This is a genomic window from Acinetobacter sp. 22323, assembly GCF_052044895.1.
Classification (GTDB): Bacteria; Pseudomonadota; Gammaproteobacteria; order Pseudomonadales; family Moraxellaceae; genus Acinetobacter; species Acinetobacter schindleri.
On the sequence record NZ_JBQEOL010000024.1, the window covers coordinates 1 to 18,370 of the forward strand.

At 40.3% G+C, this 18,370-nt stretch carries 20 protein-coding genes and 1 pseudogene; 12 read left to right on the forward strand and 9 right to left on the reverse strand.

The window, feature by feature from the left end; genetic code table 11:
- Window positions 1-81 precede the first annotated feature (81 nt).
- From ACTJIX_RS13455 to ACTJIX_RS13465, 3 genes are read right to left on the reverse strand one after another with little or no spacing between them, the layout of a single operon-like run.
- Window positions 82-462: a DUF6262 family protein gene (locus ACTJIX_RS13455; RefSeq protein WP_440611082.1), complete on the reverse strand. Its 381-nt coding sequence runs from the start codon at window positions 460-462 to the stop codon at window positions 82-84.
- A 1-nt stretch (window position 463) separates the two neighbouring features.
- Entirely contained in the window at window positions 464-2,713 is a 2,250-nt protein-coding gene (locus ACTJIX_RS13460; protein ID WP_416664883.1) for a tyrosine-type recombinase/integrase, read from the reverse strand.
- Window positions 2,710-3,801 carry a tyrosine-type recombinase/integrase gene (locus ACTJIX_RS13465; RefSeq protein ID WP_111861098.1) on the reverse strand — a complete coding sequence of 364 codons (1,092 nt, stop codon included), beginning with the start codon at window positions 3,799-3,801 and terminating at the stop codon, window positions 2,710-2,712. Before ACTJIX_RS13465 ends, ACTJIX_RS13460 begins: the two co-directional genes overlap by 4 nt.
- Window positions 3,802-3,912: 111 nt before the next feature.
- On the opposite strand from ACTJIX_RS13465, the pseudogene ACTJIX_RS13470 reads away from it, so the two are divergent.
- Together ACTJIX_RS13470 and ACTJIX_RS13475 are read left to right on the forward strand one after the other, a co-directional pair.
- Window positions 3,913-3,993: pseudogene (locus tag ACTJIX_RS13470) on the forward strand (RNA-guided endonuclease TnpB family protein); the annotation flags it as partial.
- Window positions 3,994-4,025: 32 nt separating this feature from the next.
- Entirely contained in the window at window positions 4,026-4,253 is a 228-nt protein-coding gene (locus tag ACTJIX_RS13475) for an HAD family hydrolase (protein ID WP_081400747.1), read from the forward strand.
- A 47-nt stretch (window positions 4,254-4,300) separates the two neighbouring features.
- Here the strand turns inward: ACTJIX_RS13475 and ACTJIX_RS13480 are convergent, their stop codons facing one another.
- The gene (locus tag ACTJIX_RS13480; protein ID WP_004889904.1) at window positions 4,301-4,774 is read right to left on the reverse strand and encodes an Hsp20 family protein; all 474 of its coding nucleotides are present in this window, start codon (window positions 4,772-4,774) and stop codon (window positions 4,301-4,303) included.
- A gap of 281 nt (window positions 4,775-5,055) precedes the next feature.
- On the opposite strand from ACTJIX_RS13480, the gene ACTJIX_RS13485 reads away from it, so the two are divergent.
- From ACTJIX_RS13485 to ACTJIX_RS13495, 3 genes are all read left to right on the forward strand, one after another.
- Window positions 5,056-5,676: a glutathione S-transferase family protein gene (locus ACTJIX_RS13485; RefSeq protein ID WP_004889903.1), complete on the forward strand. Its 621-nt coding sequence runs from the start codon at window positions 5,056-5,058 to the stop codon at window positions 5,674-5,676.
- 75 nt (window positions 5,677-5,751) lie between these two features.
- Window positions 5,752-6,042 (forward strand): hypothetical protein, encoded by a 291-nt coding sequence (locus ACTJIX_RS13490; protein WP_004889900.1) that lies wholly within the window; start codon window positions 5,752-5,754, stop codon window positions 6,040-6,042.
- Between the two features lie 17 nt (window positions 6,043-6,059).
- The gene (locus ACTJIX_RS13495; RefSeq protein ID WP_004889899.1) at window positions 6,060-6,482 is read left to right on the forward strand and encodes a YqaA family protein; all 423 of its coding nucleotides are present in this window, start codon (window positions 6,060-6,062) and stop codon (window positions 6,480-6,482) included.
- A gap of 26 nt (window positions 6,483-6,508) precedes the next feature.
- Here ACTJIX_RS13495 and ACTJIX_RS13500 read toward each other — a convergent pair whose 3' ends face one another.
- On the reverse strand, window positions 6,509-7,249 hold the full coding sequence (locus tag ACTJIX_RS13500; protein WP_004889893.1) for a TonB family protein: 741 nt from the start codon (window positions 7,247-7,249) through the stop codon (window positions 6,509-6,511).
- 412 nt (window positions 7,250-7,661) lie between these two features.
- Here ACTJIX_RS13500 and rpmI point away from each other — a divergent pair, with 412 nt between their 5' ends.
- The 3 genes from rpmI to ACTJIX_RS13515 all read left to right on the forward strand — a co-directional run bounded on the left by rpmI (window position 7,662) and on the right by ACTJIX_RS13515 (window position 8,883).
- The gene (gene rpmI, locus ACTJIX_RS13505; RefSeq protein WP_004278281.1) at window positions 7,662-7,856 is read left to right on the forward strand and encodes a 50S ribosomal protein L35; all 195 of its coding nucleotides are present in this window, start codon (window positions 7,662-7,664) and stop codon (window positions 7,854-7,856) included.
- Window positions 7,857-7,867: 11 nt separating this feature from the next.
- Window positions 7,868-8,227, forward strand: a complete 360-nt coding sequence (gene rplT / locus ACTJIX_RS13510; protein ID WP_004647525.1) for a 50S ribosomal protein L20 — start codon at window positions 7,868-7,870, stop codon at window positions 8,225-8,227.
- A gap of 77 nt (window positions 8,228-8,304) precedes the next feature.
- Complete coding sequence (locus ACTJIX_RS13515; protein WP_004889890.1) at window positions 8,305-8,883, forward strand: hypothetical protein; 579 nt, start codon at window positions 8,305-8,307, stop codon at window positions 8,881-8,883.
- On the opposite strand, the gene ACTJIX_RS13520 is transcribed toward ACTJIX_RS13515, so the two are convergent.
- Window positions 8,880-9,902, reverse strand: coding sequence for a hypothetical protein (locus ACTJIX_RS13520; RefSeq protein WP_004889886.1), 1,023 nt, complete (start codon window positions 9,900-9,902; stop codon window positions 8,880-8,882). The genes ACTJIX_RS13515 and ACTJIX_RS13520 overlap by 4 nt on opposite strands.
- Window positions 9,903-10,062: 160 nt before the next feature.
- Here ACTJIX_RS13520 and pheS point away from each other — a divergent pair, with 160 nt between their 5' ends.
- The 3 genes from pheS (at window position 10,063) to ACTJIX_RS13535 (ending at window position 13,856) form a co-directional block, all read left to right on the forward strand.
- Window positions 10,063-11,043 carry a phenylalanine--tRNA ligase subunit alpha gene (gene pheS / locus ACTJIX_RS13525; RefSeq protein ID WP_004813006.1) on the forward strand — a complete coding sequence of 327 codons (981 nt, stop codon included), beginning with the start codon at window positions 10,063-10,065 and terminating at the stop codon, window positions 11,041-11,043.
- A 138-nt stretch (window positions 11,044-11,181) separates the two neighbouring features.
- Window positions 11,182-13,563 (forward strand): phenylalanine--tRNA ligase subunit beta, encoded by a 2,382-nt coding sequence (pheT, locus tag ACTJIX_RS13530; RefSeq protein ID WP_004889885.1) that lies wholly within the window; start codon window positions 11,182-11,184, stop codon window positions 13,561-13,563.
- Window positions 13,560-13,856, forward strand: coding sequence for an integration host factor subunit alpha (locus tag ACTJIX_RS13535; protein ID WP_004813003.1), 297 nt, complete (start codon window positions 13,560-13,562; stop codon window positions 13,854-13,856). The genes pheT and ACTJIX_RS13535 overlap by 4 nt, the downstream gene beginning before the upstream one ends.
- A 104-nt stretch (window positions 13,857-13,960) precedes the next feature.
- Here the strand turns inward: ACTJIX_RS13535 and ACTJIX_RS13540 are convergent, their stop codons facing one another.
- From ACTJIX_RS13540 to trxA, 3 genes are all read right to left on the reverse strand, one after another.
- Window positions 13,961-14,248, reverse strand: a complete 288-nt coding sequence (locus tag ACTJIX_RS13540; RefSeq protein ID WP_004813000.1) for a hypothetical protein — start codon at window positions 14,246-14,248, stop codon at window positions 13,961-13,963.
- A 412-nt stretch (window positions 14,249-14,660) separates the two neighbouring features.
- Window positions 14,661-15,929 (reverse strand): transcription termination factor Rho, encoded by a 1,269-nt coding sequence (rho, locus tag ACTJIX_RS13545; protein ID WP_004812998.1) that lies wholly within the window; start codon window positions 15,927-15,929, stop codon window positions 14,661-14,663.
- A gap of 328 nt (window positions 15,930-16,257) precedes the next feature.
- Window positions 16,258-16,584 carry a thioredoxin gene (trxA, locus tag ACTJIX_RS13550; RefSeq protein ID WP_004812997.1) on the reverse strand — a complete coding sequence of 109 codons (327 nt, stop codon included), beginning with the start codon at window positions 16,582-16,584 and terminating at the stop codon, window positions 16,258-16,260.
- 264 nt (window positions 16,585-16,848) lie between these two features.
- Between trxA and ppx the strand changes: the two genes are divergently transcribed.
- A complete protein-coding gene (gene ppx / locus ACTJIX_RS13555; protein WP_440611527.1) occupies window positions 16,849-18,369 on the forward strand; it encodes an exopolyphosphatase in 1,521 nt (506 codons plus the stop codon).
- The last annotated feature ends 1 nt before the right edge of the window (window position 18,370 follow it).

Below are 18,370 nucleotides of genomic sequence, written 5' to 3' on the forward strand. Positions count from 1 at the left end.
CTATCGCTATCTAAACACATAGATACAAATAACACTTGGAATCCTTTCATAACAAAGGATTCCACTTTGTTTACATACTTACTATGTAGAATCATGAAGCTTTCCATATAGCATCTCGATTGTCTTTTTTTGCTCTAAATTATCAATTTCTAATTCCTTAACCCTTGCTTTTAAAGCAGCAATCAATGCGTCCTTTGATGATTCGGAAGTGTTTTTCAATGTGCTTGTATTTGCACATTTACTCTTACTCTCAACCCTATGCTTCTTAATTTGATTAGCAATAGATTCCTCTCTATAAAGCCAAGCTGTCGATACGTTTGCTTTTTCTGCTACAGTTTTGAAATTAATAGTGGCTTTTTCCTTTAGCATTTGTTTTATTGCTAACTCTGTGCGCTTAATAGCTTCATTCTTCTTCTTTAAGGCATTTTCCTTTAAACCTTGAGTGTTTCTATCATGGCTCATATTAATTACTCTCTAAGGGTGCAATAATTTTCACTAAAGATTCTTTGATATTTTCATTCATTTCCAGTTGGCGAACCCAACCGTTCTTTTTACACGTTTCAATAATCACTTCGGTTCTTTGTAGTTGCTCTTTGTGTTGAGGTAAAAAGGTGTGATCTGTTCTAAAGTTTGAGCATGTCAGACAGGCATTAGCATGTGGGCAACCGCCCTGAACAACGGGTAGTGAGCAAAGTCCATTTGGTAAAGTTTGCATTGCTATGTTTTTTTTAAGCCATTGAGCATCAATATTATTTGCATCTGTTCCCATTGTTAAATCATTAATAATATCTTGATCATTAAACTTTTTACCGTTTATATCAATCATTGTGCTGTTAAATTTCTTGAACTCTTTTTTTAATGTTTCATCTAAAATATGAGCATAGGTGCTAGTCATCACAGGGGTTTCATGACCTAAATATTTTTGGACAATATGTTGCGGAACTCCATTGTTAATCATTCGAGTTGCTACGGTGTGCCTAAATTGATGAAACCCAAAACGAATAACCTTTCCACTCGCATCATTTATATTATTTTCAACTGCAAGTGCGTTTAGATTTTTAATTAGAGTTCCTTTGCTCCATGCTTTTCCTGCTCTTGGATAAGGAATGCCATTTTCCTGAAATTTGGGGGTTGTAAATAGTAAAACAGGAGCTTGACCAAACTCTGCAATCATAGCTTTTTGTTGTTCCCTGATTACGGAAACTAACTCTGCTGAAATTGGAACGATATGATCTTTTTTCATTTTAAATTGATAATATTTAAGAAAGTAATCCCCATTTTCATCAGGAGAAATACAATTAAACATTAAACTACAGCACTCACTAATTCTCATCCCAACCTCTTGTAGTACAAGAAAAAACCTCATCACATCAGGATTTAATTTATCAATATGCTGATTTAATTGACTCATTACATTTTCGGGAATGAATTTTGGTATTGATTTAGGCAGGCTTGGATAATCCGTATCCCTAATTAGTTTAGTTGCCCCAAATTTAATAAAATTTGTATCCTCACACCATTCAAAATACTGTCTTAAAGATGCTAATCTTCTTTTAATCGTTGAAGATTTTAATTCAGATTTAGACCATTCAAAAAAGACTTTTTGCATTTCTGATCTAGTAACTTCATGCGCTTCGCATTCAGGGTTTATAGAGTAAAGTGCTCTGCTGAAAAATGTAATAGCATCAATATTTGTCTTTAATGTGCTTTTTGATCTAGTTGAAAATACAGCCTTAATAAATGCCTTAGCCGAACTTATTAACCAATCAAAGTGAATGTTGCTAAAGTTCAGTTTATGTGTTTCTGTATCTCCTTTAGATACAGCATCAAAATCACTTTTAACCAACCAAACATCTTCGGTTTTTATAGTAATTTTTTTCAGACACTCTTGATAAATATCAGGATGATTCTTTTTAATAACACCTTCACCAATTCCTGATTCGTTCATTAATTTTCTTACACTGATATATCCACCATTAGGAATAGGTGGTGTATTCTTTGGATTTCCATTTTTAAGTCTTTCTAAGGCTTCCAAAAGTATCAAGCGATCTTGGGTGTGCCTTGAAGTTTTTTGCTTTTCAATTTCAATCAATATCTGATTATGAGCGTCTGGATAACTTTTCCTAACCATCATGTCAAAGGTTTCAGAAAACCCTGCTTCCCTACAGACTTTTTTTACAGTAATTACCTCATTTTTAGACAACAATATGGTTAAAGCTTTTAATAGCTTATCGTGCTTTTCTTTATTACCATACCTAGCATATTCACCTTGAAGCTCATTTATTTTGTTAAGAATGTCAGGGAAATATGCATACAAGTACGAATCAGAAACATCTGCTTCTTTAGCTACAGATGCTACAGTTACTTTAGCGTTTTTATTAACATTCCTTGTTTCTCCTGTTTTAAAACGCTCTATTGCCTCCATACAGCGTTTTCTAACAAGACTAGCATGAATGGTTATACTTTCATTCTTTGAGTCTTTTAATGAGCTGACATAAAGCATCACATCCCTAAAATCCCTATGTAACTCAGTAGGTGAAACTCTCGCTTCTTTGGCAATATTTTTGAATATTAATTTTCCTTTCTTACTAATAACAATAGGATTCCCATTAATTATTCTATCAATGGCTTCTATTGCTTGCTGTTTTACGTTTATAGATTTAGTTGTAGACCCATTATCGGTAAATACTTTTTCAGCATAATTCGTATTCATTTTAATTTACCTTTTTGAAAGTTTTGGAATGCCACTTTTAGGTCTTGATCATTCAAATGAGCGTAAATATTAATCGTGGTTTGAATATCTTTATGCCCTAAACGCTTTTGAACGTATGAAGCATCCCAACCACTTCTCAGTAACTCTGTGGCATGTGTATGTCTAAAAATATGAGGGCTGAATGGAAGTTTTAGGGCTTTGGATAAGCGACTGAATTTAGTGTAAATAGTGCTGTAACTTAACGGATGCCCTTTATTTTCGCCCCATATATTCACAAAAACATAATCAGAATCAATATCGTCAAAATCATGTACTACATAATCAGTGTAGCGTCTTATGAGTTCATCACTAACGTCAATAACCCTAGTTTCTTGGCTTTTTGCTCTTGCGTTATTTGTATTGTTATTACGATGAACTATATGAATCTCGCTATCCCAACTTTTAATATCTTCATGCCTTAAACCAAGACACTCGCCTATACGCATACCTGTTTCATAGAGTAGGGCTACAATCAACTTATCTCTGCGGTTAGAACATGAATCTAGGATTTTTTGCACTTGTTCAAATGTTAATGTTTTAGGTATTCGTTTAGGCTCTTTAATTTTAAGAATGCTATGTTTTGTGGAGCTTGCTTTACTAATATGATGTAGAAACGGTTTGTAATTTTTACTATTAGATTTAGTTGATCTCTTATCATTTAAAACAAGAGTGCTATCTAGTTTTGAGTGATAATCATAGAAAGCTGTAATCGCAGTAATTATTGTATTTATTGTTTTTTCTGAACGCAGAGAAACACTTGAAGAAAAAGGAATAATATTACTTGCATCTATAGTTCCTAGTTTTAGAAAGTTGATGAACTCTGATAGCTCAATTAAACCAATCTGATTCCAACTATAGTTCTTTAAAGATAGAAATAACCAAAATTCTTTAAGATGATAAGCGTAAGAACGAATAGTGTTTGGAGATTTTCTAACAGAACTTAAATACCTTAAATAAAGATCAATTGATGGTATAGCTAAGTGATCATCACCAATGACAATCCAAAAGTCTTCTGTTTGATTATTAATTCGTATTTTCTGCACTTTCATTAAGTAGAATCTACTATGTATATATGTTTAGATATAAATTCTACAATGTATATTATTAATAGTAAATCATTCTTTGTTTACTTTGTATATTATTATTTATATGTAGTAGATAACGATAGAGATAAAAACTCAGCTCTAAACATTCTTGCGCTCGGGCATGAGCGTCTAGCAGTAGGAATCACCCTCCTTTAGGTGGGTGAGGATGTCAAAGCAAAGCCAAACAGATTAGAAAAATTGTGCAGCAATCCAAATTGCATCCAGAACAGGTCATCTATATTGGTGACCAGATCATTGATATAGAATCAGCTCATCGGAATAGAATTGCTGTCGCTGCGGTAACTTGGGGTTTTAATAGTGAATCTGTATTGGTGGCCCATCAGCCACATTACCTGATTCATAGCGTTCAGCAGTTAAAAATTCTGTTATTAACTTCACAATCCAGATTGGCTTAAAAACAAAAAAGGCCCCGAAGGGCCTTTTTAGAACATTTTATATATGCTTATTCCGCATTGACGGTTTTTTCAGTGACTTCTTCCGGATTTTCCAGCAATAACTTTTTGCCAATCGGAATTTGTCTTGGCAATTTTTCTTCCGGAATTACACGCTGCAGGTCAATCACGAGTAGACCGTTAGCATAATCTGCCTGCTGTACTTCAATGTGTTCGTCTAAACGCAGTGATAGTTTGAAGGCACGACGGGCTATACCTTTATGTAGATACTCAGTACCTTCAATCTGAACAGCTTCAGGTTTTCCAGAAATTGTCAGCAAGCGATTTTCAAGAGAAATACTCAATTCTTCCTGGTTAAAACCGGCGGTGGCTACGACAATTCGGTAACGGTTTTCACCATGTTTTTCGATATTGTATGGTGGATAATTTGGCGCATCGCTTTGCATGGCATAATCAATGAAATCATTGAGGCGATCAAAGCCAATGCTGCGGCGGAATAATGGATGAAGATTGATATTACTCATTATTAGAACCTCCTGAGGTCAGCAAAGTTTTAAAAATAAGAAAACACCGCTGTCATGATGATCATCGACAGGGCAAAAGATGGATAGACCATCCTTATGCAGAAATAAATATGTGTTCAGACCGAAAATTTTCAAGAAATTTAAGTGAAATTTTTTTAAAAATTAATTAATTTATTGAAATTAAATTAAAAATTATTTTATTAAGCATTGCTTGTTGTTTTTGACCAGATCCATTATTTTGTTGGAACACCATAATAAAGGTGTATGGAGTATAGGCACGAATGATTGATTTATATTACTGGGGTACACCCAACGGTCATAAGATTACAATCGCATTAGAAGAAATGGGGCTATCTTATCAGATCCTTCCAGTCAATATTCTGGAAAATGACCAGTTTCAGCCAGACTTTCTGGCAATCTCACCGAACAATAAAATTCCAGCTATTGTCGATCAGGATGGACCAGATCATCGGTCGATTTCGATCTTTGAATCGGGTGCCATCTTGCAGTATTTGGGACGTAAAACCGGACTGTTTTATCCGACCGATGAGATTAAGCGGATTCAGGTGGAACAATGGTTGATGTGGCAAATGGGTGGGCTAGGCCCGATGCTGGGACAGAACCATCACTTTAGCCGTTTTGCTCCAGAGCGGATTCCTTATGCAACAGAGCGCTATGTGAATGAGACCAAGCGCTTGTACGGTGTACTGGACAAACAGCTGGTCGGTCAGGACTATGTCGCTGGCGAATATTCAATTGCCGATATGGCGATTTTCCCCTGGTTACTTCGTTATGAATGGCAAGGTATTGATTTAGCGGATTATCCGGAAGTAAGCCGTTATATTGAGCGTATGCAGGCACGTCCTGCGGTGCAAAAAGCATTAGCGATTCAGGTCAGTTAATCTGCGATTGTTATGTTAAGATGTACAAAAGTTATTAAAACCACCGATTCAGGTGGTTTTTTATTGGATATCAGCATGAAAGCATTTTTCCTGAACTTCACTCGAATTGTGGAAACTAATTCTCGAATTTACTGGAGCATTATCTTTGGTCTGGCTGCCTGTTTAGCTTTGTTTGTGGCTGAGATTGTGCATATTCAGCTGGTTATTAATGAGCTGAATACCAAGGATCAGAATATATTGGCTGAGGCAATTTTGCCCTTGGCAACCAAATATAAATGGTCTCGTATCTTTGCAATCATACTCGCTCTTTTCTGGTCAAATATGGAATATCTGAAAGCTAAAAGACAGTTAAGACTGACACGCTAAATAGTCGGATCACTTAGATGGTATTACTGATTCTGTTTCTGTCTGCCTTTGGCGCGGCAACTTTATTGCCTTTGCAGTCAGAAGCGGTATTGTTAGGATTACTGGTCAATAGTAGCTATTCAGCATTTACTTTGATCGCCGTTGCCAGTATTGGGAATATTCTCGGCTCTTGCGTGAATTGGTATTTAGGTCTAAGAATTGAGCAGTATAAAGACCGGAAGTGGTTTCCAGTGTCTGAACAGCAGATGCAAAAAGCACAAAGGAGCTACCAGAAATACGGTTATTGGTCCTTGTTGCTGAGTTGGGTGCCCATGATTGGTGATCCAATTACCTTAATTGCAGGATTGCTTAAGGAAAACTTTGCTCGATTCTTACTGATCGTGAGTATTGCGAAAATCGGACGTTATCTGTTTATTTACATGGCTTATAGCATGATTTAAAAAAGAGGTTTGAAGCCTCTTTTGGTTTATTTGCATTCATTCAGTTTAAACTGAATTTCATCCTTAAAGCTGGATGGTTTATACAACCATAGGGTACTTGCGCGGCGTTTAGTAATGATCTGGGTATCTTTCAATGCATTTGCTACTTGCTGATCGAGTTGATAAATGCCTGAGCCTTTTCTGATCTTGACCTTTTTAATCTCGCCTTTGCGATTGGCTTTGATCTGAAACTCTACTGTTCGGTCGTTTTCATTCAGTAAATCTGTATCAACGTTTAGCTCAGGTTGGTTTAGATACTGGAATTTAGTTTTTTGCTGCTCCTGTTGTGCTTGCCAATTTTTAGAGTTGAAACTGTATTCGCAAAATTCCTGATCCTGGTCAATCAGTTTCAGGTTAAACACCTGATAGCCAATGATCGGTAGTGCTGTTTTATTATCAATATGTGGTCTAACTTCAGCAGATTTCACGGCATTAAGTAGTAGCTGATCCAGCTGCTGGTAACCGGTACTGTCCTGAATGACAGCCTGTTTGATATGCCCCTGCTCGTTGGCATAGATACGTACCACCGCAGAACGGTCCTGACCTTTTAAATCTTCATTGCTATATTTTGGTTTGGGAAACTTGCTCCACTCAATGCGTGTCGTCAAATGTGTTGGCTGCACATCAATGGTCTGTGTGGGCAATTGCGGTGCTTTTTTTGTTGATGCGCTATAGCTTGCTGCAAAAGGGAAGCTCAACAACAGGGTCATACACAGAATACGTTTCATAAGTTTCGGTCTTGAATCAAGCAAAGAGGATGTTCAATTTTGAAGCGCAGTATTTCCTGAATTGGCAATACTGGCAAGTATCTCATTCAAAATAATTTATTTTTCTGCCTTATAAATATTGAAGGTGATAATTAAAAAATCATAATGAAGCCAAGCTATACATGTATTGCTGCAGGAGTCAGAAGTTTTTTGTGAGAAAGATTCGTGGATTATAAAAAGCTTGGATTAGTCAGCTTGATATTTCATCGCGCAATATTTATGGGAAAAAGGATTAAGTGCCTGTCATCTATCTTTTTACTTTTAATACTGCTTTTGTTTTAAACAAAGATGCTTTAGAATATCGGCTCCCTTACCTGCAGGGCGTCTTTGCAATGGTGCAGACGTGCCGAACAGGTGTTCAAAAGAGGTTGTTATGCCTAAGATGAAAACTCGCCGTGGTGCAGCTAAACGCTTCAAAGCGACTGCTAACGGTTTTAAGCGTAAACAAGCGTTCAAACGCCACATTTTGACCAAAAAATCTGCTAAGCGTATTCGTCAATTGCGCGGCTGTGTAATGGTTCACGTAAGTGACGTTGCTTCAGTTCGTCGTATGTGCCCGTACATCTAAGGAGATTATAAATGGCTCGTGTAAAACGTGGTGTACAGGCTCATCGCCGTCACAAAAAAATTCTTGCTCGCGCTAAAGGTTACTATGGTGCTCGTTCACGCGTTTACCGCGTAGCGTTCCAGGCGGTAATCAAAGCTGGTCAATATGCTTACCGTGACCGTCGTCAGAAGAAACGTCAATTCCGTGCTCTATGGATTGCGCGTATCAACGCTGGTGCTCGTCAAAATGGTTTGTCGTACAGCCGTATGATCGCTGGCTTGAAAAAAGCTCAAGTGATTATCGACCGTCGCGTACTTGCTGACATTGCTATGCATGACGCAGTTGCGTTTGCAGCTCTAGCTTCTAAAGCTAAAGATGCATTGGCTGCATAAGTCTTTATGACTTAGAAAAAAGATCGCTTTTAGCGGTCTTTTTTTTGTCTGATGAAAAAGTATAAGCTATTTAAAATATGACAAATGACTTAGTGCTAATGAATGAGAAAGATGAAGTACGAGATTTTCGTAGAATAAATGTGGTCGGTACCTCTGCCTCGGGAAAATCTACTTTTGCTCGTGCTTTAGCGGCAAAATTAGGCTTCAGTTATATCGAGCTGGATAATTTATTCTGGCTGGATAACTGGCAGGAAACTGTGGATCGAGAGTTCTTTGATAAAATTCAAGCAGCCATCGATCAGGCCAAAGATGGCTATGTGATTGATGGTAATTATACTCGCAGTATTCCCGTCAAATGGGCTGAGATCGACAGTGTGATCTGGATTGATTTACCGTTCCATCTCAATCTATATCGTTCCATAAAAAGAGCCATACAGCGGGCAATTAGCAAACAACCGCTTTGGCCAAACTCGAATAATACAGAAAGTTTCAGCCAGATGTTGAGTCGTGATTCCATCATCTGGTGGATGATTAAAACCCACCAGAAAAATCGTCAGCATTATTTAAAGTTGATGCATGCGCCTGAATATCAGCATATCCACTGGATCAGATTAAGATCGCCCCGAGAAATTGACGCTTTTCTGGCACAGCATTAAAGTCCAAAATAATAACCAATCAAACAGATAATTACCGTAATAATAATCAGGGTAATCACATTGCCTGAATTGGATTTGGCAGCATCATGAGGTTTGTGTGCTTTAGAGGGTTTGGTCACATGCTCGTCGGTAGTCATTCCTGCAAATGGATCAGCGCTGATTTTCGGACTCAGTTTTGCAGTCTTGTAGTGATTCGCGATTTTAACAATAAACTTTGCTTTCAGATCATCAATTTTTTGCGAAAAATGACGTAGATCAAGCTGTTGATCTGGTGTTAGCACTTCACCATTTTCATGATAAGGATGCTGGATTTTAGCTTCAATCAGTTCTTCCAGCGCATCCAGACGGTACAGCATGTCATGGGCAAAGTCAGCTGCATAATCGGTTGGTAATAACGCCAGTCGATAAGTAGTGCTGGTATCTGCAGTAGAAGACACACCATAATAAGGTTGTCCAAGCTGAGCAGGTTGAACAAGACCTTGCGTAAATCTGGTATCAAATAATTCATGATCCATAAAGGCCTGAATATCATCCCAGTTTGGTTGTTCCAGGTCTGCAAGTACACGTTTGGCCAGTTTGCTGTTGAGTTCATATTGCCAGAAAGTTTCATGACGTAGAGAGGATCGCTGCATAGCAGGCGCTTCATAGTCATTATCTGCCGTATACCATTCGGGTAATTCCTTACCAATAATCCAGGCATTTTTTTTCTGGGCTTCATGGCTGACAATGAAATATTCAAATGGCAGCAGTTCTACATTTACATTGGGATTCTGTTCATCTTCAAGCAGGGTAGAGCGGTGCAGACTCAGACGTTGTACGCCCTGTTTTTTCAAACCTTCCAGCCATACCTGAAAATGCTGCGCTAAAAGATGCTGTGAAATCAGATCACGAAAGGCAAATTGATGCTGATTAAAGATGGAATGCTGAAGCCAGCGATTGAAACTTAAGTCCTGAGACAGGTACTCATTTCCATAAGTTACTAAAGTAAGTTGCTGTTTCCAAATTTGATCGATTGCCATAATGATTTGATCTAATTGATATCATGTTTATTTTATACTTTTTATTTTTGCATCTGCCAATCTAATTTTCATTACATGCCATCTTCATCAACGTGCCTAAAAACTGTTAGAATACGGGGTTTTTTAAAAATATTTCTAACCTGTTGCTTTGAGAGTTACTATGTCACTGGAAGCCCTGACCACTGAAGCGCTCGCTGCGATTGCAGCAGCTCAAGACCTTGCTGCACTTGATCAAGTACGAGTGCAATTTACGGGGAAAAAAAGCCAGCTCGCGGAACAATCTAAGTCGCTGGGTAAAATGGATCCGGAACAACGTAAAGAATTCGGTGCAAAAATCCATGCTGTGCGTGAAGCGATTACAGCTGCACTGACAGCACGTCAGGCAGAACTGCATAAAGCTGCGCTGGAGCAAAAGCTTGCCAGCGAAACTATTGATATTACATTACCCGGTCGTGGCCAGCAGGTGGGCAGTATCCACCCAGTGACCCAAGTGCAGGAACGTATCTGCCAGTTCTTTACCAAAGCAGGTTTTACAGTGGCAACTGGCCCGGAAGTTGAAGATGACTATCACAACTTTGAAGCCTTAAATATTCCAGGCCATCACCCTGCACGTGCCATGCACGACACGTTCTATTTTGATGTAAACCATTTGCTGCGTACGCATACCTCTGGTGTGCAGATCCGTACTATGGAAACGCAACAACCACCAATCCGTATTGTGTGTCCAGGTCGTGTATACCGTTGTGACTCGGATCAAACCCACTCACCAATGTTCCATCAGATTGAAGGTTTATACGTTGCTGAAAACACCAGCTTCGCTGAACTGAAAGGTTTGCTGGTCAACTTGCTGAATGAATTCTTTGAAAAAGATCTGAAAGTACGTTTCCGTCCATCTTATTTCCCATTTACAGAGCCAAGTGCAGAAGTGGATATTATGGATGAGCGTGGCAAATGGTTGGAAGTTCTGGGTTGCGGTATGGTGCATCCGAATGTATTGCGTTCTGCTGGTATTGATCCTGACAAATACAAAGGCTTTGCATTTGGTCTAGGGGTAGAGCGTTTTGCAATGTTGCGTTATGGCATTAATGACTTGCGTATGTTCTACCAAAACGATGTGCGTTTCTTACGCCAGTTTGCTTAAAACTTTTTATTAAATCCTCTCCTAACCTCTCCTTTAAAAAAGGAGAGGGACTCCACGAAATCAGTTGGGGTTCTCCGCCTTTCTTAAAGGGGGAGTTAGAGGGGGATTCTAGAGATTTGAATTACAGGTTTTATATCAATGAAAATTAGCGAAAATTGGCTACGCACATGGGTTAACCCAGCCATCGACAGCGAGAAACTTTCTGATCAACTGACCATGCTTGGTCTAGAAGTTGATGACTTATCTCCAGCAGCAAAACCATTTACAGGTGTTGTTGTAGGTGAAGTTCTGACTGTTGAACAGCACCCGAATGCAGACCGTTTACGTGTAACTACCGTGAATATCGGTTCAGGTGAACCACTCCAAATCGTGTGTGGTGCGCCAAACGTACGTGCAGGCATGAAAGCACCAGTGGCAACGATTGGCGCGGTTTTGCCGGGCGATTTCAAAATCAAGAAGGGCAAACTTCGTGGTATTGAGTCCCAAGGCATGCTCTGCGGCGCATCGGAAATTGATCTAGAAGACAAAATTGATGGTCTTTTAGAATTACCAAACGATGCACCTGTAGGCGTGAATATTCGTGAATATTTAGACTTAGATGACAACGTGATTGACATCAGCATCACACCAAACCGTGGTGACTGTTTCAGCATTCGTGGTATTGCACGTGAAATTGGTGTGATTAACCAATTGCCAGTGACTGCGCCAGAAATTCAAGAAGTGGCTGCAACCATTGCTGATGAAAAGAAAGTGGTGGTGTCGACTGAAGGCTGTCCACGTTACTTAGGTCGTTTGATCAAAAACGTCAACACCAAAGCGCCAACCCCTGAATGGATGGAACGTGCGCTTGCTCGTTCGGGTATCCGTCAGCACAGCATTTTGGTCGACATTACCAACTATGTATTGATCGAGCTGGGTCAACCGTTGCACGCATTTGATGGTGGCAAGGTTCAAGGTGCAGTTCACGTTCGTCAAGCAACAGCCGGGGAAAAGCTGGTGCTGTTAAATGAACAGGAAGTTGAACTGAACGAAAAAGTGATGGTGATTGCAGATGATGAAAAAGCATTGGCGATTGCGGGCATCATGGGTGGTCTGTCTTCATCGGTAACGGATGCAACCACTGAGATCTTCCTGGAGTCTGCATTCTTTGCATCTTTACACATTGCAGGTCGTGCGCGTAGCTTCGGTTTACATACGGATGCTTCTCAGCGTTATGAGCGTGGTGTGGACTTTGAATTGCCAGTGATGGCAATGCACCGTGCGTCTCAGCTGATTGCTGAACTTGCAGGCGGTGAGTTTGGTCCAATTACAGTTGCAGAAAATCCAGCAGTATTGCCTAGACGTGAAGCAATTGAACTTGAACAGGCACAAGTAGATCAACTTCTGGGTTATAAAGTTGAATCAGACTTCATTACCGATGCGTTAATGCGTTTGGGCTGTGAAGTGACTGTGAAAGCAGAAGGTCAATGGTCTGTGGTACCACCGTCACACCGTTATGATATGGCAATCTACCAGGACTTGATCGAAGAAGTTGCACGTATTCATGGTTATGACAATATTCAAATCAGTTTGCCTGTGATTGATGTCAAACTTGCAAAATACCAGGATCAGTTCGAAGTGGCTCAGCTTCGTCAGACTGCGGTGACTTTGGGTTATCAAGAAGCGATCAGTTTTAGCTTTGCTGACTTGAAACTGGAAAAACAGCTCAACCCTGCAGTAAATCCATTAGCATTGGCAAACCCGATTTCAAGTGATTTAGCGGTAATGCGTTCAACCCTGTTATCAAGTTTGATTCCATGTGTGCAATATAACGTCAATCGTCAGCAAAACCGCGTACGTTTCTTTGAGCTGGGTCTGCGTTTTGATTATCAGGATGCTGCATCGATTCATGACCTGAAACAGATTCCAACTTTCGCCCTGATTGCGACTGGTTCACGTATCAATGAATCATGGCATGGTAAGCCACAGCCAATGGATTTCTTTGACTTTAAAGGTGATGTGGAAGAAATTCTGGCAGCAGCTCGTCTGAATGTTGAATATGTTCGTTCAGAGCGTGCATGGTTGCATCCTGGTCAATCTGCTGAAATTATGGTTAATGGTCAGTCGATTGGTTATTTAGGTCGTTTACATCCATCACTTGAAGATGAGCTGGATTTAGCAACCACTTGGGTCGCTGAACTCGATCAAAAAGCCGTTTTGCAAACTTATGTATCTAATTTTACAGAATTATCACGTTTTCCGTCGGTTCGACGTGATATTGCGCTTTTAATTAGTGATAAGATTAATGTTAGCGAAATTCAGAGACTTATCGAAAAGACTGGTGGTGAGCTCCTGGAGTCAAACTGGTTGTTCGATGTGTACACTGGACAAGGGGTAGAAGAAGGCAAGCGTTCTCTAGCATTTGCTCTTCTCTGGCAGCATCCAACCCGCACCCTGGAAGATGCTGAAATTAAATCAGGCATGGATAATATCCTGCAAGTGTTAGAAAACACTTATCAAGCGACATTGAGGGCTTCATGACAGCACTAACTAAAGCAGAGATGGCTGATCATTTAAGTGAGCTCACGAGTTTAAACCGTCGTGAAGCAAAACAAATGGTCGAATTGTTCTTTGATGAGATTAGCCAGGCGCTAATCTCGGGTGAGCAAGTCAAACTATCAGGTTTCGGTAATTTTGAGTTGCGTGACAAGCGTCAACGTCCAGGCCGTAATCCGAAGACTGGTGAAGAAATTCCGATTTCTGCACGCCGGGTCGTAACCTTCCGTGCGGGGCAGAAGTTCCGTCAGCGTGTGGGAACTGAGCAGGTCAATTGATCTGCTTTTTTTCTTGATAGAGATTGCCGGTAGAAATTTCGATTTTTATAGGCATAAAAAAAGAGAGCCAATGGCTCTCTTTTTCGTACTGAATAATCGTTAGATTATTGAGCAGCAGCTTCAGAAGCAGCAGTAGCGTCAGCAGCAGCGTCAGTAGCAACTGCAGCAGCAGCGTCAGCTTCAGCAACAGCAGCAGCGTCAGAAGCAGCAACTTCAGAAGTAGCTTCTACAGCAGCAGCGTCAGCAGCAGCTTCAGCTTCAGATGCAGCTTCTACAGCTTCAGATGCAGCTTGGTTAGCGTCAGCAGCAGCATCTTCAGTTTTTTTAGCACAACCAACGAAAGCTAAAGTAGTAGCAACTGCAGCAGCAATAGCGATTTTTTTGAATAACATGGCATCACTCTCTAAAAATTGAGATTAAAAAAAACCGACGTTAGCCTGTTATGTGCTTTTATTATTCCTAATTTTGTTAGGTACTAACAACGCAGGAGCAGTCTAACTGGTCTGCAAATATGCTATCACTGCGCATTTTTAATTGCTACAGGGCAAGTTCAAAAAAGTGCAAAAAACGCATGAAATTCATGGTTTTTTTAACAGAAAATAACAATTAAAGGAAAGACTTATATGGGGTAAAGGCGATTTAAACCTCTAAAACTTATACAATTTTTCTTACCATTATTTTATTAATCATAAACTTGCAAATAAGTTTACAAATCATCATAGACTTTGTTTCTTTGTGTAATCAATGTCAACCCAAATAAAAAAGGTCATCGTTTTAGATGACCTTTCTATAATTTTTGAGGACTTAGTTAGATGCCTTGCGCTTCATCTGATCGAAGAAGTCATCATTGGTCTTGGTTTCTTTCATGCGATCAAGCAGGAATTCCATTGCCGCCAGTTCGTCCTGGGTATGCAAAAGCTTACGCAGAATCCAGACTTTACGCAGATTATCTTCTGACATCAGACGTTCTTCACGACGGGTACCCGATTTCTTGATGTTCATTGCAGGGAATACACGTTTCTCAGCAATGCGACGATCAAGCGTGATTTCCTGGTTACCTGTACCTTTGAATTCTTCGTAGATCACTTCATCCATTTTACTGCCGGTTTCAATCAATGCAGTAGAAATAATGGTCAGTGAACCGCCTTCTTCGATATTACGAGCCGCACCGAAGAAACGTTTTGGACGTTCAAGTGCATGTGCATCCACACCCCCTGTCAATACCTTACCAGATGAAGGAATTACAGTATTGTACGCACGTGCCAGACGGGTAATTGAGTCAAGCAGAATCACTACGTCTTTTTTATGTTCAACCAGACGTTTGGCTTTTTCAATTACCATTTCAGCCACTTGTACGTGACGCGCCGGAGATTCATCAAAGGTTGAAGCGATAACTTCACCACGAACCGTACGTTCCATTTCCGTTACTTCTTCAGGACGTTCGTCAATCAGCAGTACAATCAGGAAACATTCAGGGTTGTTACGAACAATTGACTGTGCAATGTTTTGCAGCAACATGGTTTTACCGGCTTTCGGGGGTGCAACGATAATAGAACGCTGACCTTTACCGATTGGGGCAACCAGATCGACTACACGAGCTGTCAAATCTTCAGTGGTACCATTACCCAATTCCATGACCAATTGCTCAGTTGGGAATAATGGGGTTAAGTTTTCAAACAGAATCTTGTTGCGAGAGTTCTCAGGTGTGTCGTAGTTAATCTGGTTCACTTTTAGAAGTGCAAAATAACGTTCACCTTCTTTCGGTGGGCGAATGGTACCAGTAATAGTATCGCCTGTACGAAGGTTAAAACGACGGATCTGGGAAGGGCTGACATAGATGTCATCGGGACCTGCCAGATAAGAGCCTGCCGCAGAGCGTAAGAAGCCAAAACCATCTGACAGAATTTCCAAAACGCCATCACCAAAAATCTCTTCACCATTCATCGCATGGCGCTTTAAGATGGCAAAAATAATGTCTTGCTTGCGGTTACGGGCCATGCCTTCTAGGCCCATAAACTCGGCAATCTTGATGAGTTCGCCAATCGGTTTTTTCTTGAGTTCGGTTAAATTCATAGGTGGTCGGATAGAATCAAAGTTCTGAGGTACAGGTTAGAAAGGGAGTAACATTCGGCCGCATACAAGCATTCAAACGACAGCAATTGAATTTGCACAAGAACAATTCAGAGGTTTGTTTGATTGTTTCAAAGAGAAATGTGAAAAAACAATTTCTATTGCCGAGCGGCATCTTATGTATTGTGTCTTGTAAGAAATTGACAGGATTTAGTATTCCTGATCTCTTGAATGAGCAATATAAGAGAGAAACAGGCGTTTGTCAATTTATTCTAGGCGAAAAAAATACGCGATATCTGATCACGTATTTTTATCTTTAAAACAGCATTGATTAGATGTTTTCTTCAATGAAGGCAGTTAATTTAGATTTAGGTGCTGCACCAACTTGAGTCGCAACCACTTCACCATTTTTGAACATCAATAAAGCTGGGATGTTACGAATGCTATAGTTCACTGCTGTGGCTTCGCAAGAAGTCACATCAACTTTTACGATTTTTACTTTACCTTGGTATTCGTCAGCAAGTACTTCCAGTACAGGAGCAATTGCTTTACATGGCGCACACCAGCCAGCCCAGAAGTCAACCAATACAGGAACGTCTGATTGAAGAACGTCTGCTTCGAAGTTTGCGTCAGTAGTATTTACGATGTTGCCAGACATGGAATGCTCCAGAAAATAATTTTTTAAAGATGGCTATAATTCTTAGTATTACATAGCCTTCTTTAACAATGTAGGGGAATATGCAAATTTTCAACCTATATTGTCAATTTGTCTAATGGATGATCACGATAGAGATAATCGTGTAACACAATTGTCACATAGAAAGAAAAAACTAAAAGGGATTAAATTGTCGATACAAATGGCTTTTAAATTGCATGGTTGTGAATTACTCTAAGCACAATTCGTTAAAGGTTTATTTCTGGAATGTCTGACTTTTTGATTGATGAAGAATTACTTGCCGCCATCGATATGGGATCAAACAGCTTTCATTTGGCCATTGCTCGAGTGGACCACGGCGAAGTCAAGAAAGTGGCATCAATGTCAGAAAAAGTTCAGCTTGCAGCAGGCCTGGACGAAAATAAGAATTTGACAGAAGCTGCGCAGCAACGTGGTCTAGCCTGTCTGGCGCGTTTTGTGGGACGTTTGGGTTCGGTTCAGCCCAACCGTTTACGTATCGTGGCGACTAATGCCTTGCGTCAGGCAAAAAATGGCCATGAATTTATTCAAAAGGCAGCAGAAATTTTACCGAAACCCATCGAAATTATTGCAGGTCGAGAAGAAGCCCGCCTGATCTATTTAGGTGTATCACATACTATGGCCAATAGTGGCCGTCGTCTGGTAGTAGATATTGGTGGCGGTTCAACTGAACTGATTATTGGTGAAGAATTTGAACCGATTCATACCGAATCCGTGCAGATGGGTTGTGTTGCCTTTACCAAAGCTTATTTTGAAGATGGCGATATTAATCAAAAGGCCTTTGATAAAGCCGTCACGGCAGCACGTAAAGAAATTTCCGGTATTGCCAATACCTATAAAGCAGCAGGTTGGGATGCTGTGGTTGGTTCGAGTGGCACCATCAAAGCCTGCCGCCAGATCTGCGTCAATATGGGCTGGAGTAACGAGCGCGAGGAGTTGACGCGTGAAGGCCTGGAAAAAATCAAAGATAAATTGCTCAAATATACACATGTCACGGACATGGAGTTTGAAGGCCTTAAAGAAGACCGCCGTGCGGTGTTGCCAGCAGGAATTGCCATTTTGTATGCCGTCTTTGATGTTCTGAATATTGGTTATCTGACCTATTCTGACGGGGCATTACGTGAAGGCGTGATGTATGACCTGCTCGGGCGTTTCCAGCACGAGGATATCCGTGACCGTTCTGTGCATGCCTTGATGGGGCGTTATAATGCCGATACCAAACAGGCAGAACGTGTGGTAAAAACCGCGCAAAAACTGTTTGATGATGTGAAACAACCTTTAGCTTTAAATAGCGAAGACAGTGATCTGTTACGTCGTGCAGCTTATCTGCATGAAATTGGTCTGGCGATCAGTCATAGTGGTTATCATCGTCATGGGGCTTATTTGTTACAGCACTCGGACATTGCCGGTTTCTCGCAAGTCGACCAGAATCATCTGTCACATTTGGTCGCACATCATCGTCGTAAATTGCGCGCTGATGCCAGGATAGATGTCAACAAAGTCGGTGGTTCTCGACTTTTGTACCTGTGTTTACTGCTTCGTCTGGCGGTTTTGGTCAATCACAGTCGTAGCGATGAGATGCTTCCTGCCATTGAACTGAAGGTGAAGAATGCGCAACAATGGCAACTCAGCGTAGCCGGTGATGCCCGACAATGGCCTTTACTGGTGGCTGAACTGCATGATGAACAGGTGCAGTTTAGGAATTGGGAAATTGATCTCGAAATTCAGTCTGAACAATTTGTTGATTAAC

Bases quoted from the DNA above. Each gene is read 5' to 3' on its own strand.
- ACTJIX_RS13490 (WP_004889900.1), top strand. From the start codon at position 5,752: ATGAAAGCATTTTTCCTGAACTTCACTCGAATTGTGGAAACTAATTCT.
- ACTJIX_RS13495 (WP_004889899.1), top strand. From the start codon at position 6,060: ATGGTATTACTGATTCTGTTTCTGTCTGCCTTTGGCGCGGCAACTTTA.
- rpmI (WP_004278281.1), top strand. From the start codon at position 7,662: ATGCCTAAGATGAAAACTCGCCGTGGTGCAGCTAAACGCTTCAAAGCG.
- ACTJIX_RS13480 (WP_004889904.1), bottom strand. From the start codon at position 4,774: ATGAGTAATATCAATCTTCATCCATTATTCCGCCGCAGCATTGGCTTT.
- ACTJIX_RS13460 (WP_416664883.1), bottom strand. From the start codon at position 2,713: ATGAATACGAATTATGCTGAAAAAGTATTTACCGATAATGGGTCTACA.
- ACTJIX_RS13455 (WP_440611082.1), bottom strand. From the start codon at position 462: ATGAGCCATGATAGAAACACTCAAGGTTTAAAGGAAAATGCCTTAAAG.
- ACTJIX_RS13520 (WP_004889886.1), bottom strand. From the start codon at position 9,902: ATGGCAATCGATCAAATTTGGAAACAGCAACTTACTTTAGTAACTTAT.
- rplT (WP_004647525.1), top strand. From the start codon at position 7,868: ATGGCTCGTGTAAAACGTGGTGTACAGGCTCATCGCCGTCACAAAAAA.
- pheT (WP_004889885.1), top strand. From the start codon at position 11,182: ATGAAAATTAGCGAAAATTGGCTACGCACATGGGTTAACCCAGCCATC.
- ACTJIX_RS13485 (WP_004889903.1), top strand. From the start codon at position 5,056: ATGATTGATTTATATTACTGGGGTACACCCAACGGTCATAAGATTACA.
- ACTJIX_RS13515 (WP_004889890.1), top strand. From the start codon at position 8,305: ATGACAAATGACTTAGTGCTAATGAATGAGAAAGATGAAGTACGAGAT.
- pheS (WP_004813006.1), top strand. From the start codon at position 10,063: ATGTCACTGGAAGCCCTGACCACTGAAGCGCTCGCTGCGATTGCAGCA.
- ACTJIX_RS13465 (WP_111861098.1), bottom strand. From the start codon at position 3,801: ATGAAAGTGCAGAAAATACGAATTAATAATCAAACAGAAGACTTTTGG.
- ACTJIX_RS13540 (WP_004813000.1), bottom strand. From the start codon at position 14,248: ATGTTATTCAAAAAAATCGCTATTGCTGCTGCAGTTGCTACTACTTTA.
- ppx (WP_440611527.1), top strand. From the start codon at position 16,849: ATGTCTGACTTTTTGATTGATGAAGAATTACTTGCCGCCATCGATATG.
- trxA (WP_004812997.1), bottom strand. From the start codon at position 16,584: ATGTCTGGCAACATCGTAAATACTACTGACGCAAACTTCGAAGCAGAC.
- ACTJIX_RS13500 (WP_004889893.1), bottom strand. From the start codon at position 7,249: ATGAAACGTATTCTGTGTATGACCCTGTTGTTGAGCTTCCCTTTTGCA.
- ACTJIX_RS13535 (WP_004813003.1), top strand. From the start codon at position 13,560: ATGACAGCACTAACTAAAGCAGAGATGGCTGATCATTTAAGTGAGCTC.
- rho (WP_004812998.1), bottom strand. From the start codon at position 15,929: ATGAATTTAACCGAACTCAAGAAAAAACCGATTGGCGAACTCATCAAG.